A 12,890-nucleotide genomic window follows, 5' to 3' on the forward strand; every position below is an offset into this window, starting at 1 on the left:
AGCGGGGACAGGGGCGTGCGCGGCGACCGGGACCTGGTCGTCATCGGGCTCGGGTACGTCGGGCTGCCGCTCGTCCGCGAGGCGTGCCGGGCGGGCCTCAAGGTGGGCGGCCTCGACCTCGACGCGCGGGTCGTCGCGGCCCTGGAGGCGGGGCGGTCGCACATCGACGACGTCTCCGACGCCGAGGTGGCCGAGATGCTGGCCCAGGGCTTCGCGCCCAGCGCCGACGAGGACGTCCTGCTCGACGCGCGCACCGTGGTCATCTGCGTCCCCACGCCGCTGTCGGACGGCGGCGGCCCGGACCTCACCGCGGTACGCGGCGCCACGCGTTCCATCGCCGAACGGCTGGCGCCGGGCACGCTGGTGGTGCTGGAGTCCACCACCTACCCCGGCACCACCGAGGAGGTGGTCCGGCCGATCCTGGAGACGTCCGGGCTCGTCGCCGGGCGGGACTTCCACCTGGCGTTCTCGCCCGAGCGCATCGACCCGGGCAACCCGGTGTACGGCGTCCGCAACACACCCAAGATCGTCGGCGGGCTGACCCCGGCGTGCGCGACCGCCGCGTCCGCGCTCTACGGCAAGTTCGTCGAACGCGTCGTGCAGGCGCGCGGCACCCGCGAGGCGGAGATGGCCAAGCTGCTGGAGAACACCTACCGGCACGTCAACATCGCGCTCGTCAACGAGATGGCCGTCTTCTGCAACGAGCTCGGCATCGACCTGTGGGACGCCATCGACTGCGCCGCCACCAAGCCGTTCGGCTTCCAGGCGTTCCGCCCCGGGCCCGGCGTCGGCGGGCACTGCATCCCCATCGACCCCAACTACCTGTCGTACAAGGTGCGGTCGCTGGGCTACCCGTTCCGCTTCGTCGAGCTCGCCCAGGAGATCAACGACCGCATGCCGCGGTACGTCGTCGAACGGGCGCAGCAACTGCTCAACCGCGAGGGCCGCGCGCTCAAGGGCGCCAAGGTGCTCCTCCTCGGCGTCACCTACAAGGCCGACATCGCCGACCAGCGCGAGTCGCCGGCCCGCCCGGTGGCCAGGAGGCTGCTGGCGCTCGGCGCCGACCTGAGCTTCCACGACCCCTACGTCGCGAGCTGGCGGGTCGACACCACCGACGTCCCGAGGGCCGGCGCCGATCTGGCCGCGGCGCTGGCGGGCGCCGATCTGGCCATCGTGCTGGCCGACCACAGGGTGTACGAGGCCGAGACGCTCTCCCGGCACGCGAAGCTGGTCTTCGACGCCCGTGGCCGCACCCGCGACGTGGGCGACCCCTCCGTCGAGCAGCTCTGACGTCCTCGAGGGGCCCGCCACCGCGCGGTGGCGGGCCCCTCGGCGTCATTCGCTCCGCGCCCGCCGGTCGAGCCCCCGGTGCACCGCCTCGAGCAGGATCTTCGCGACCAGCCCCAGGAAGACCAGGTTGCCCAGCATCTGCACCATGGTCAGGACCCTGGCCCCTTCCGAACGCGGCGTGATGTCCCCGAAGCCCACCGACGAGAAGCACGTCAGGGTGAAGTACAGGGCGTCCGTCCGGGTCAGCGGCTCGGAGAAGGACATCTCCGCACCGCTGCTCATCAGGCAGTAGCTCAGCGAGAACACCACCAGGAACAGCGCGAGCGAGCTCGTCAGCGCCTCGACCGCCCGCAGCCGCGGATGCTCCGAGCGCATGATGGCCCGCGCGTGCCACCCGATGATCCACGCCAGCACCACCAGGGCACCGGCCAGCACGGACCCCGTCACGACGCTGAACCCCCTGTCCAGCGGCACCACGTAGTACGCGACCCCCAGGCAGGCCACGGTCGCCCCCGTCCGCGCGGCCGTCCGCAGCGCCAGCCGGCGCCGCCTGCGTCGCGGTATCCCCTCCAGCATCACGCCGCCGTCTTCGCGGCCGCCTTACGCGGAAGGAGCAGCGCCAGCACCCACCCGATGACCAGGAACGACCCCAGGACGACCAGCGAGAGCACGAACGGCCGTCCACCCGGATGCGACGCCGCGACGATGATCGACCCCGCCAGGGCGGTCCCCAGCGACGACCCGAGGTTGGAGACGCTGCGCGACAACCCCGAGATGTCGCCCTGGTCCGAGTCCGGGAACGCCGACTGCACCACGTTCACCGAGGCGGTCAGCATGATCCCGATGCCGATCCCCATCAGCAGCAACCCCGGCACGAGCGTCAGGACGTTCGAGTCCTCACGCACCAGCGCCAGCAACAGCAGCAGCCCGCCGACCGACGCGCCGAACCCCGCCCGGATCAGCCGCCGCTGCGAGTGCCGCCCCGCCATCCGCTCGGCCGCCGCCGACGCGAGCAGGATGCCCGCCGTCGCCGGCGTGAGCGCCAGCCCGGTCTGGATCGCGTTGAAGTCCCGCTCCTGCTGGAGGAACACCGAGATGACGAAGAAGCTCCCCTGCAACGTGAGCCACTGGATGTGCTGCGTCCCCAGCCCGAGGTTGGACGTCCGGTTCTGGAACAGCCGCAACGAGATCAGCGGGTCCCTGCCCGCCCGCTCCCTCGACCGCACATGCAGGAAGAACCACGCGAACACCACGACGCCGACGGCCACGAAGATCCACACCGGCGAGATCCCGCCCTCCGGGACCACCTCGACGTCGCCGATCGTGAACGCCTCGCGCGACGTGAGCCACCCGTACGTCCCCGACTGGAGGACGCCCAGCACCACGAACATCATCCCGGCCGCCGACAACACCGCGCCCACCACGTCCAGCCGCGGCCGCGGCTCCTTCATCGGCGGATCGGGCAGCCGCCGGGCGAGCACCAGGATCCACACCACCAGCAGGACCTGCGCCAGGAACGACGCACGCCAGCTGATCGCGCTCGTGATGAGCCCGCCCACCAGCGGCCCGGCCGCCGCGCCCAGCCCCGCCGCCCCGCTCACGACCCCGAAGTACTTGGCCCGCGACTTCAGGTCCGTGAACACCACGGTGATCAGGATGTAGATGGGCGGGATCATCAGCGCCGACCCCACGCCCTCCAGCACCGAGTATCCGACGATCATCGTGCCCAGTCCGGGCGCGAGCGCCGCCAGCAGCGCCCCCGTCCCGTAGATCGCCAGCCCGCCCACGAAGCACCGCTTGCGGCCCCAGATGTCGGTCAGCTTGCTGCCCGTGATCATCAGGGCGGCCATGGTCAGCGTGAACAACGTGATCGTCGTCTGGATCCCGATGACCGTCGTGTCGAGGTCCTCGGCGATCGTGCTGATGGCCACGTTCATGTTCGTGGCGGCGTAGCTGGCGACGAACTGCGCCAGCGCCAGCGGGACGACCACGGTCCGGGCTTGCGGAGTCTCCGTCACAGCGCTCAGGCTCCGGTGGACCCCGGCCCGCGCTCATCACCCCTCCCGGGTGACCGCCGATAAACCCGTTGCACCGGCCGTCCCGCCGGTGGCACCGTATGACCCGTCAGGCCGTCCAAGAGGACACCGAGAGGAGGACCGGCCATGAAGCACCTGTATCTACTTAGCCAGGCGTCGCTCGGCCGGTATCCCGCCTGACCTTCACGGCCCCGCCGGAGTGACGCCGCCTTCGCCCTCCACGCGGCTCTACTCCAATCGGTAGAGAGGCCAGTCTCAGACACTGGATGTTCCGGGTTCGAATCCCGGGGGCCGCACGCATGCCTCCGTAGTCCAACGGTAGAGACAGCAGCCCGAGGAGCTGTGTAGTGCAGGTTCGAATCCTGTCGGAGGTACGACGCGAGCCGGCCCCCCGGCTCGCCCCGGGGCGGCGCGAACGTCCGGAGAGTTCGGCCTGGCTGTAACCCAGGTGCCTTGCGCTGAGTGGGTTCGAATCCCACCCGCCCCACCATCCGTCCGAGAACAGGTCTGCGTCCGGTCGGGCCAGGGCCGCGGGCGGGGCGCCTCCGCCCACGGCTCAGCCCGTCGTCACGGGAGCCGCGGGAGCTCCGGGAGTTCCGGCCGGTCGGGGAGCTTCAGATCCTTCAGGCGTTCGCGGATCTCGCCGAAGTCCGACGGGGTGGTGACGAGGGCCGCGGTCCGGGTCTGGCCGTCGCGCGGGCCGCCGACCATCACCGTGTCGCCCACCTCCCAGGACTTCGCCCGGTGGCGGGTCCGCCCGTTCAGCACCCAGGCGTACGTGGTGCCGTCGGAACTGCGCACCGTGAGCCTCGTACCGCCCTTCTCGGTAATCGTTCCGGTCTGCCACGTGTACACCCGCGTCCACCCGTCGGCGCCCTTGACCACCGACTCGCCGTGCACCGCCTTCGGTGCGGTGGGGGCCGCCGGAGCGGACGGGGTGGAGGGGCCGGGGCCCGATGACGGATCGGCCGCCGCGGCGGCGGTGGTCGTCGCGAGGACGCCGGCGATGACGGCGGTCCCGATGATCAGGGTGGGCGGTTTCATGAGCTGGCCTTTCGGGTGAGGAGCACCTGACGCCAGTGATCGTGCGGGGGCACGGCTAACACTGGGGTAACACGTGTCGCGTTATTCAGGGGTTATGCGGCGTCCGCGAAGGTGGGACGCGGCCACGAGGGAGGACGCGATGCGGGTGTTGGTGGTGGAGGACCAGGCCGACCTGGTCGAGATCCTCCTCGAGGGGCTTCGCGCGGCCGGCCTGGCGGTGGACGCGGTCGCCGGCGGCGGTGCCGCGCTGGAGTTCCTCGCGGTGAACGAGTACGACGTCGTCGTGCTCGACCGCGATCTGCCCGACGTGCACGGCGACGACGTGTGCCGGGAGCTGGTCGCCGCCGGGGCGATGACACGGGTGCTGATGCTGACCGCGGCGGGCGCCGTCGACGACCGGGTCGAGGGCCTCGCCCTGGGCGCCGACGACTACCTGGCCAAGCCGTTCGACTTCGCCGAGCTGGTCGCCCGCATCCGGGCGCTGGGCCGCCGGGCGCGCCCGGCGATCCCGCCCGTGCTGGTGGACGGCGACCTGGTGATGGACACCGCGCGGCGGACGGTGACGCGCGCGGGCCGGCCGCTGGCGCTCACGCCCAAGGAGTTCGGCGTGCTGGAGGTGCTGATGGGCGCGGACGGCGCGGTGGTCACCTGCGAGCAGCTGCTCGAACGGGTGTGGGACGAGCACACCGACCCGTTCACCAACACCGTCCGGGTGACGATGATGCGGCTGCGCCGCAAGCTGGGGGAGCCCGCGGTCGTGGCGACGCTGCCGGGCGCCGGCTACCGGATCTCGCGATGAGGCCGCCGCCGTTCACCCTCAGGTTGCGGCTCACCGCTCTGTACGGCGGGTTGTTCGTCGCGGTGGGCGCGCTGCTGGTGTTCATCACCTACGTGCTGTTCGCGCGGCGGCTGGACGCGGCGGGGCCGCGGCGGCCGGACCTGTCGCGGCTGCCCGAGGCGCCGTTCGGCCTCGCCGGCCCGGCGGCGTTCCAGGAACGGCTCGACGCCGCGCTCGCCCGGCAGCGCGACGAGGCGCTGCGCGAGCTGCTCACCCAGTCGATGGTCGCGCTGGCCATCGTGTCGGTGGTGGCGGTCGCGCTCGGCTGGATCGTGGCGGGCCGGGCGTTGCGGCCGCTGCGCGACATCACCGCGACCGCGCGCCGGTTGTCGACCCACAACCTCGACGAGCGCATCGGGCTGCCCGGCCCGCGCGACGAGATCAAGGAACTGGCCGACACGTTCGACGCCATGCTCGGGCGGCTCGCCGCCGCGTTCGAGGCGCAGCGGCGGTTCGTGGCCAACGCCTCGCACGAGCTGCGCACGCCGCTCACCGTCCAGCGGGCCGCGGTGGACGTGGCGCTGGCCGACCCGGACCCCTCGCTGCGCTCGCTGACCGCGATGGCCGTCCGGGTCAGGACCGCGACCCACCGGCACGAACGCCTCATCGCCGGCCTGCTCACCCTCGCCCGCAGCGAACGCGGCGTCGAGCGCTACGAGGACGCCGACCTCGCCGAGATCGTGCAGACCGTCCTGGTCGGCACCGACGTCCGCGACCTGGAGGTGGTGCCGCGGCTGAGGCCCGCGCTGGTGCGCGGTGACCCGGCCCTGCTGGAACGGCTGGCGGTCAACCTGGTCGACAACGCGGTCCGCCACAACGTGCCCGGCGGCCGGATCGAGGTGTCGGTCAGGGCGGTGGACGGGCGCGCGGTGCTGCACGTCGCCAACAGCGGCCCGGTCGTCCCGGCCGAGAAGGTGGCGGCGCTGTTCGAGCCGTTCCGCCGGCACGCCCCGGGCGGACCGGCCGTGGCGGCGGACGGTCACGGGCTGGGCCTGTCGATCGTCGCCGCCATCGCCCTCGCGCACGGCGGCGCGCACGGCGCCGTCGCCCGTCCCTCCGGTGGCCTGGAGGTCACCGTCAGTCTCCCGGCGCATCAGCCCGGCCGAGCGGACGCCCACCCGCTCGACCGGCCCCCGGCGCCGGGGGCCGGCTGATCGCCGGGGCGCCCCTCCCTTCCCGTGGGCGCCCCGGCGATCAGTCCTGTCAACCGGCCCGCCGTGAATCGACCAGAGTCAGGAGCGCGGCGACGCCCAGGAGGAGGCCGGCGAGAGCGCCGTACATGTTGACGGCGCCGGCCGCACCGGCGGCGCCGGCGAAGAGGCCTCCGGCGAGGAGGTGCCCCGCGCCGGTCCATGCCGCCGTGAGCGCCAGGACCGGACGGCTGCCGCGGCCGTGCACCAGGGCCAGCGCCCCCGCCGCGCCCGCGAGCGCCAGCAGCCCGCCGACCGCGGCGAACGTCCGTTGCGCGACCGTCTCGTACGCCGTGTCGCCGCCGAACTCGCCGCCGGTGAACGCCCAGAGCACCTGCGTCACGCCGCACGCCACCGCCACGACGGACGCCCCGTTCACGAACAGGACCTGGGGGGCGCGCGTGCCGCCCGCCCGGATCACGGGCCGCCGGAAGGCCTCCGGCCAGCGGGCCCGGGCGTAGAGGACGAACGCCGCCAGCAGCGTGATCGCCTGGAGGACGAAGCCCCCGTACACGACGGCGAAGACCCAGCCGCTCATGTCGCCGCTGTCGTCGTTCTCAGGTATCGGGGACCCGCCGGCCACGGCCTGCGCCGCCAGACCCAGCGGAACGCCCAGCGCGATCGGCGCGAGCAGCCCGGTGCCGACCCACATGGGCGCCAGCACCAGCCAGGCCGGGATACGCCGCCCCCACGGGTAGGTGAACGCGAACACGATGACGACGGCGACGATCTCCATGCCCATGGTGATCGCGTTCGCCGCGACGAACGTCGCGCTGTGCATCTCGGTCGCCGCGTCGCCGCTCACCCCGAGGTCGCCGCCGGCGAGCCAGATCAGCTTGAGCGTGATGTACGGGGCGCACGCGGCGGCGGTCAGCAGGCAGAGCGCGCGCCGGAGGGGCCACGTCCGCCGGTCGCGGGCCGGGGTCGTCGAGATCGTCATGGCTCAAGGCTCGTCCGGGCGCCCGGCTCCGGGCCTCCCGCCGTGCGGGGATCCGCCTCCCCTGTGCGGGGGAGCTCCACGCGGGATTAACGCGAAGTTCATTCATGCTCACGCTGTGCTGATCTTCGCGTCGGTGCAGGTCAGTGATCCGCGGTGTGGTGATGTCACGAACGCGGTCCGCCTTACTGGTCAAGTCATGATATTTGCCCGCAAAGTACGGAATGCGACCGTCCCTTCTGACCCGTCGGCCCCGCACATGACCAGGGCTCCCCTCCTGGCCGGGGCACGGGCAGAAGGAGAGACTCGTGAACCGAGTCACGGCATTCGCGCTGTCCACCGTGGCGGCGCTCGGTCTCACCACGGGACTTGCCGCGCCCCCCGCCCTCGCGGCTCCCCCCAACATCCCGTCCGCGAGCACCGCCGCCTCCGAGCTGGCCGCGCTCACCGTCGCCGCCGAATCCCACGAATCGACCTACGACCGCGACCTGTTCCCGCACTGGAGCACCGTCTCCGGGGCCTGCAACACGCGCGAGACCGTGCTCAAGCGCGACGGCGTCAACGTCGTCACCAACTCCAGCTGTGCCGCCACGTCCGGCACCTGGACCTCGCCCTACGACGGTGGCCGCTGGACCGCCGCGTCCGACGTCGACATCGATCACATGGTCGCGCTCGCCGAGGCCTGGCGTTCCGGCGCCTGGTCGTGGACGACCTCCAGGCGCCAGTCGTTCGCCAACGACCTCACCAACGCCCAGCTGTGGGCCGTCACCGACAACGTCAACCAGGCCAAGGGCGACAAGGACCCGGCCGAGTGGAAGCCCCCGCTCAGCTCGTTCCACTGCGTGTACGCCCGCGCCTTCATCGACGTGAAGTACGAGTGGGGCCTGACGGTCGACAGCGCCGAGAAGTCCGCTCTCAGCGGCATGCTCGGCACCTGCTGACCGCACCCCCGCCTCCGGGATCGACGGCCGCCGCCCCTTGCCGGGCGGCGGCCTTCTTGTGAGATCGTGAGCGTTCTTGTCGGGGGAGCGGCCGGTACGCTCGCCCCGGATGGGAGGCCCTATGCACGAGGCGCCGGAGACGGCGGAGGCCGTGACGGCGCCGCGTGGTTTCGCCGGGCTGCTCGCGATCGCCAACCTCGGGTTGTGGATCCCGCTGATCCCGCCCGTGCTGGTGACGCTGCAACTGCGGCTGGAGGACCTCGACCCGGCCGACAAGGAGCGCAACGCCGGCATCGTGCTCGGCCTCGGCGCGTTCCTGGCGCTGATCGGCAACCCGCTCGCCGGGCGGCTGTCGGACCGCACCACCTCCCGTCTCGGGCGCCGCCGCCCCTGGCTCGTCGGCGGCATGGCCGGCGGCGTGCTCGGCCTGGCCGTCGTCGCGCTGGTGCCGTCGCTGCCCGCGATCGTGCTGGGCTGGTGCCTGGCACAGCTCTCGTTCAACGCCACCCTGGCCGCGCTCGCCGCCACCATCCCCGACCAGGTCCCGGTGGCGCGCCGCGGCTCGATGTCGGGCCTGCTCGGTTTCACCCAGATCATCGCCATCACCATGGGCGTGGGCCTCGTCGCGGTGCTGCCCGGCATCCCCGCCAAGTTCCTGGTGCCCGCCGTCATCGGCACGGTGTGCGTCGCGGTGTTCGCGCTGCGCCTGCCCGACCGGCCGCTGACCGAGCCCGCCGCGCCGTTCTCCGTCCGGGAGTTCGCCGGCACGTTCTGGGTGAACCCGCGCCGCCACCCCGACTTCGGCTACGCGTGGCTGACCCGCTTCCTGGTCTCGTTCGGCGTCTTCGCGCCCCTGACCTACCTGGCGTTCTTCCTGCCCGACCGGGTCGGCGTCGCCGAGGACGAGGTGGACGAGACCGTGGCGCTGCTGGTCGTCGTCGCCCTGTCCTGCACCGCGGTCACCTCGGTGCTGGGCGGCTGGCTCTCCGACCGCGCCGGCCGCCGCAAGCCGTTCGTCATCGGCTCCGGCGTCATCCTCGCCGCCGGCATCGGCCTGCTGGCCCCGGCGACCTCGCTGCCGCAGGCGATCGCCGCCCAGGTCGTGCTCGGCGTCGCGGGCGGCATGTTCCTCGCCGTGGACATGGCCCTGATCACCCAGGTGCTGCCCGACCCCGAGAGCACGGCCAAGGACCTCGGCGTCATCAACATCGCCAACACCCTGCCCCAGTCGCTCGCGCCCGCCGTCGCGCCGCTCTTCCTGGCCATCGGCGACGGCGAGAACTATCCCGCCTTCTACGGCTTCGCCGCGCTGTGCGCGCTGGCCGGCGCCGTCCTCGTCACCCGCATCAGGTCCGTCCGCTGACGCGGTGGGGCGTCAGGCGTCGCCCCAGATCTTGCGCGGCTTGTGGTGCATCCTGCCGGGCACGCCGGGGCGCCGCTGCCAGGGATGCGGGCCGGACGGCGGACGGTAGCCGACGCCCAGCGCGTCCAGCCGCGCGTAGTGGGCGGCGTCCATCCGGCGCTCGAACCCGGCGAAGTCGCGTTCGTCCGGCAGGGGCAGCGGCGTCCAGGCCACCTCGGCGAACGCGACGAGGCGGGGGAACGCCTGGTAGTCGACCCGGGCGCGGCTGTCGACGACCTCGGTCCACAGGTTGGCCTGGGTGCCGATGACGCGGTCGGCGTCCGGGGTCCCGGCGAGGCTGGGCGGCACGGGCTCGAAGCGGTAGACGTCCTCCAGCGTGTGCACCCAGCCGAACGGGACGGGTTCGTCCGGGCCCGGCGCCTGGACGTGGTCGAGGTAGACCTCCTGCTGGGGGCACATGACGACGTCGTGACCGGCCTTGGCGGCCGCGACGCCGCCCCGGTACCAGCGCCAGCAGGTGACGGCGGCGCCCTCCGCCAGCCCGCCCTCCAGGATCTCGTCCCAGCCGATGAGGCGCCGCCCGCGATCGGCGAGCCAGCGGTCGAAGTGGCGGATGATCCAGGACTGGAGCCGGTCCTCGTCGTCGAGCCCCAGCTCGCGGATGCGCGCCTGCGCGGTGGGGGAGGCGCGCCACTGGTCCTTGCGGCACTCGTCGCCGCCGATGTGGACGAAGCGGCCCGGGAAGATGCCGAGGACCTCCTCCAGCACCCCCTCGTAGAAGCGCAGCACGTGCTCGGTCGGCGCGAGGACGTTGGGGTTGATGCCCCAGTCCGTCTTCACGCCGAGGGCCGCGGTGTCGACGACGTCGGCGTTGCCGAGCTCGGGGTAGGCGGCGATGGCCGCCTGCGAGTGGCCGGGCAGGTCGACCTCGGGGACGACGGTGACGTGCCGTTCGGCGGCGTACGCGACGATCTCGCGCAGGTCGTCCTGGGTGTAGAAGCCGCCGTGCGGACGCTCGTCCCACGTCAGCGGCTCGCCCCACCCCTTGCGGGTGCGCGGCCGCCACGCGCCGACCTCGGTCAGCCGCGGGTACCGCTCGATCTCGACGCGCCAGCCCTGGTCGTCGGTCAGGTGCAGGTGCAGGACGTTGAGCTTGTGCGCCGCCAGCAGGTCGATGTAGCGGATGACGTCGTCCTTGGGCAGGAAGTGCCGCGCCACGTCGAGCATGAACCCGCGCCAGGCGAACCGCGGCGCGTCCTCGATGACCATGTACGGCACCGTGGGCGCCGCGCCGCCGATGGACGCGCGGCGGAACGCGTCCGGTCCCCTCAGCTGCCGCAGGGTCTGGCGCCCCCAGTGCACCCCTGCCTCGTCCCCGCCCACGATCTCGGCGCGTTCGGCCGAGACGGTCAGCCGGTAGGCCTCCGGCCCGAGCGCCGGGTCGACGGCGGTGCGCACCTCCGCCGGCAGCGGGCCCTCGCCGCCGGTGCGGGTGATCCGGCGCGGCGCGGGGATGAGGCCGAGGTCGAGGTCTCCGGTCATTCGCCTGCCTTTCGTCTACGAGTGCTGGTGCTGCTCGGGCAGGTGGCTCTCCGGGTGCGCCCACGGCAGGACGTTGGCGGGCGCGCCGGTCTCCTGGAAGAAGGTCAGGACCTCCTGGTCGGAGTGGCGCAGGCTGAAGTGCGTCAGCACGAACAGCGTCTCGGGGTGCGCCTCGACCACGGGCCTGAGCCGGCTCCACACGGTGTGCCCGACCCGGTCGGCGCGTTCGAGCTCGCTGTCGTACAGGAACGTGCACTCGGTGATGACGACCGGATAGCCGAAGAGCCACGGGTTGCGGTCGAACACGTTCACATGCGTGTCGCCGAGGAAGGCGAACAGCGGCCGGAGGACCTCCTCGTCGACCCGCACGCCCTCCTTGCGCCGGCTCGCCATGAGCCGGCCGAACTCGCCGGGCGCCAGCGTCGCGCGCAGCTCCTCGAACTCCGGGCGCAGCGCCTTGCGGCGTTCGGAGAACGCGTAGCCGACGCAGGGCACCTTGTGCTCGCACTCCACCACCCGCACGTGGTGCCCCCGGCGCCCGAACGTGAACTCGTCGCCGTGCCGCACGCCGTGCAGGGCGTGGCCGCCGCCCAGGGCGGGGTCGTAGGCGGGCCCGTGGTTGAGCTCGGCGGACGCGCGCAGGTAGGCCTCGGCGTACGGCACGGCCTCGGCCGGCAGGTGCACGTCCGCGCCGGAGGCCAGGAAGTCGAGGTCCTTGGAGTGGTCGTGGTGGGTGTGCGTGAGGAAGACCGTGTCGACCTGCCGCCCCTCGCACAACCCGGCGTCCAGGGCGCACCGCAGCTCGGGGATGTGGAAGAACGTCTTGTCGTTGGCGCGGGAGTAGCCGGTGAGCGTCAGCTCGGTGCCCGGGATCCGCAGGGTCTTCCACTGGCGGAACGGATGCCCCTTGTCCAGTAGTTCAGGAAGCCGCGTCATCGGAGCCGCCCTCCCGGACGCTCCCGGACCGTCCGGCCGCCCTGATGAATACGGCCGATCGTAGCGAGCCCGGCCTCGCCCGCTCGACCCGTTTTCGACCGGGAAGCCTGACGTCGCGGGCGTGGCCCACTTGTCGGGTGCCGGTGTCTGAACTATTGTCTGGACACGTGTCCGGTATTAACCAGCAGAGCAGTCAGGCTCTGGCCAACGAGTCCACCCGGCGGCGGCTGACCGACCGCCAGGCCGACACCGTGCGGCGTCTGACCGACGCGGCGGTGGAGGAGGTGCGCGAGGCCGGCTACGAGGGCCTGACCGTGCGCAACGTCGCCAAGCGGGCGGGCGTCGCGCCGGCCACTGCCTACACCTACTTCGCCTCCAAGAACCATCTCATCACCGAAGTGTTCTGGCGGCGGCTGAGCGCGCTGGAGCCGGTCGCGGTGGAGGGCTCGACGAAGGAGCGCGTGGGCGCCGTGCTCCGGGAGATCGCCCTGCTGGTCTCGGACGAACCCGAACTGGCGGCGGCCTGTACGACCGCCATGCTCGGCACCGATCCCGACGTGCGCGAGCTCCGGCTCAAGATCGGCATCGCGATCCGGGAGCGGCTCCAGGCCGCGATGGACGAGGACGCCGACCTGAAGATCGTCGGTGCGCTGGAGCTGGCGTACGCGGGCGCGCTGGTGCACGCGGGCATGGGCTACACCTCGTACGCCCGCATGGCCGACCGGCTCGCCGAGATGGCCGAGCTCATATTGCCCGACTCTGAGTGAGGTGAC

General features: G+C 72.5%; 12 protein-coding genes and 3 tRNA genes. 9 read left to right on the top strand and 6 right to left on the bottom strand.

Annotation, left to right across the window (positions count from 1 at the left end):
* Positions 1–15: 15 nt before the first annotated feature.
* Positions 16–1,290: a nucleotide sugar dehydrogenase gene (locus tag ABZ810_RS11080; protein ID WP_358402001.1), complete on the top strand. Its 1,275-nt coding sequence runs from the start codon at positions 16–18 to the stop codon at positions 1,288–1,290.
* A gap of 45 nt (positions 1,291–1,335) precedes the next feature.
* On the opposite strand, the gene ABZ810_RS11085 is transcribed toward ABZ810_RS11080, so the two are convergent.
* A complete protein-coding gene (locus ABZ810_RS11085; RefSeq protein ID WP_358402003.1) occupies positions 1,336–1,866 on the bottom strand; it encodes a potassium channel family protein in 531 nt (176 codons plus the stop codon).
* Positions 1,866–3,308, bottom strand: a complete 1,443-nt coding sequence (locus tag ABZ810_RS11090) for an MFS transporter (RefSeq protein ID WP_358402005.1) — start codon at positions 3,306–3,308, stop codon at positions 1,866–1,868. Before ABZ810_RS11090 ends, ABZ810_RS11085 begins: the two co-directional genes overlap by 1 nt.
* Positions 3,309–3,548: 240 nt before the next feature.
* Between ABZ810_RS11090 and ABZ810_RS11095 the strand changes: the two genes are divergently transcribed.
* The 3 genes from ABZ810_RS11095 to ABZ810_RS11105 all read left to right on the top strand — a co-directional run bounded on the left by ABZ810_RS11095 (position 3,549) and on the right by ABZ810_RS11105 (position 3,816).
* Positions 3,549–3,622 (top strand) — tRNA-Leu (locus ABZ810_RS11095).
* A gap of 5 nt (positions 3,623–3,627) precedes the next feature.
* Positions 3,628–3,700: transfer RNA gene (locus tag ABZ810_RS11100), tRNA-Leu, on the top strand.
* A 29-nt stretch (positions 3,701–3,729) separates the two neighbouring features.
* Positions 3,730–3,816, top strand: a tRNA-Tyr gene (locus ABZ810_RS11105).
* A gap of 77 nt (positions 3,817–3,893) precedes the next feature.
* Here ABZ810_RS11105 and ABZ810_RS11110 read toward each other — a convergent pair.
* Positions 3,894–4,370 carry a hypothetical protein gene (locus tag ABZ810_RS11110; RefSeq protein WP_358402007.1) on the bottom strand — a complete coding sequence of 159 codons (477 nt, stop codon included), beginning with the start codon at positions 4,368–4,370 and terminating at the stop codon, positions 3,894–3,896.
* Positions 4,371–4,509: 139 nt separating this feature from the next.
* Between ABZ810_RS11110 and ABZ810_RS11115 the strand changes: the two genes are divergently transcribed.
* A complete protein-coding gene (locus ABZ810_RS11115; protein WP_358402009.1) occupies positions 4,510–5,169 on the top strand; it encodes a response regulator transcription factor in 660 nt (219 codons plus the stop codon).
* On the top strand, positions 5,166–6,362 hold the full coding sequence (locus ABZ810_RS11120) for a HAMP domain-containing sensor histidine kinase (RefSeq protein WP_358402011.1): 1,197 nt from the start codon (positions 5,166–5,168) through the stop codon (positions 6,360–6,362). Before ABZ810_RS11115 ends, ABZ810_RS11120 begins: the two co-directional genes overlap by 4 nt.
* A 49-nt stretch (positions 6,363–6,411) precedes the next feature.
* Here ABZ810_RS11120 and ABZ810_RS11125 read toward each other — a convergent pair whose 3' ends face one another.
* A complete protein-coding gene (locus tag ABZ810_RS11125) occupies positions 6,412–7,338 on the bottom strand; it encodes a hypothetical protein (RefSeq protein ID WP_358402013.1) in 927 nt (308 codons plus the stop codon).
* A gap of 305 nt (positions 7,339–7,643) precedes the next feature.
* On the opposite strand from ABZ810_RS11125, the gene ABZ810_RS11130 reads away from it, so the two are divergent.
* Together ABZ810_RS11130 and ABZ810_RS11135 are read left to right on the top strand one after the other, a co-directional pair.
* Positions 7,644–8,276, top strand: coding sequence for an HNH endonuclease family protein (locus tag ABZ810_RS11130; RefSeq protein WP_358402015.1), 633 nt, complete (start codon positions 7,644–7,646; stop codon positions 8,274–8,276).
* A 121-nt stretch (positions 8,277–8,397) separates the two neighbouring features.
* Complete coding sequence (locus tag ABZ810_RS11135; protein WP_358402017.1) at positions 8,398–9,639, top strand: MFS transporter; 1,242 nt, start codon at positions 8,398–8,400, stop codon at positions 9,637–9,639.
* Between the two features lie 12 nt (positions 9,640–9,651).
* On the opposite strand, the gene ABZ810_RS11140 is transcribed toward ABZ810_RS11135, so the two are convergent.
* Both ABZ810_RS11140 and ABZ810_RS11145 read right to left on the bottom strand, forming a co-directional pair.
* Positions 9,652–11,181 carry a beta-N-acetylhexosaminidase gene (locus ABZ810_RS11140; RefSeq protein WP_358402019.1) on the bottom strand — a complete coding sequence of 510 codons (1,530 nt, stop codon included), beginning with the start codon at positions 11,179–11,181 and terminating at the stop codon, positions 9,652–9,654.
* A gap of 15 nt (positions 11,182–11,196) precedes the next feature.
* Positions 11,197–12,117, bottom strand: coding sequence for an MBL fold metallo-hydrolase (locus tag ABZ810_RS11145; RefSeq protein WP_358402021.1), 921 nt, complete (start codon positions 12,115–12,117; stop codon positions 11,197–11,199).
* A 167-nt stretch (positions 12,118–12,284) separates the two neighbouring features.
* On the opposite strand from ABZ810_RS11145, the gene ABZ810_RS11150 reads away from it, so the two are divergent.
* Positions 12,285–12,884 (top strand): helix-turn-helix domain-containing protein, encoded by a 600-nt coding sequence (locus ABZ810_RS11150; RefSeq protein WP_358402022.1) that lies wholly within the window; start codon positions 12,285–12,287, stop codon positions 12,882–12,884.
* Positions 12,885–12,890 lie beyond the last annotated feature (6 nt).

This window comes from Spirillospora sp. NPDC047279, from assembly GCF_040643285.1.
In the GTDB taxonomy this organism is placed as follows: domain Bacteria; phylum Actinomycetota; class Actinomycetes; order Streptosporangiales; family Streptosporangiaceae; genus Spirillospora.

Excerpts from the sequence above, each read along its gene's own strand:
- ABZ810_RS11085 (WP_358402003.1), bottom strand. The coding sequence starts at position 1,866 with ATGCTGGAGGGGATACCGCGACGCAGGCGGCGCCGGCTGGCGCTGCGG.
- ABZ810_RS11110 (WP_358402007.1), bottom strand. The coding sequence starts at position 4,370 with ATGAAACCGCCCACCCTGATCATCGGGACCGCCGTCATCGCCGGCGTC.
- ABZ810_RS11115 (WP_358402009.1), top strand. The coding sequence starts at position 4,510 with ATGCGGGTGTTGGTGGTGGAGGACCAGGCCGACCTGGTCGAGATCCTC.
- ABZ810_RS11120 (WP_358402011.1), top strand. The coding sequence starts at position 5,166 with ATGAGGCCGCCGCCGTTCACCCTCAGGTTGCGGCTCACCGCTCTGTAC.
- ABZ810_RS11125 (WP_358402013.1), bottom strand. The coding sequence starts at position 7,338 with ATGACGATCTCGACGACCCCGGCCCGCGACCGGCGGACGTGGCCCCTC.
- ABZ810_RS11135 (WP_358402017.1), top strand. The coding sequence starts at position 8,398 with ATGCACGAGGCGCCGGAGACGGCGGAGGCCGTGACGGCGCCGCGTGGT.
- ABZ810_RS11140 (WP_358402019.1), bottom strand. The coding sequence starts at position 11,181 with ATGACCGGAGACCTCGACCTCGGCCTCATCCCCGCGCCGCGCCGGATC.
- ABZ810_RS11145 (WP_358402021.1), bottom strand. The coding sequence starts at position 12,117 with ATGACGCGGCTTCCTGAACTACTGGACAAGGGGCATCCGTTCCGCCAG.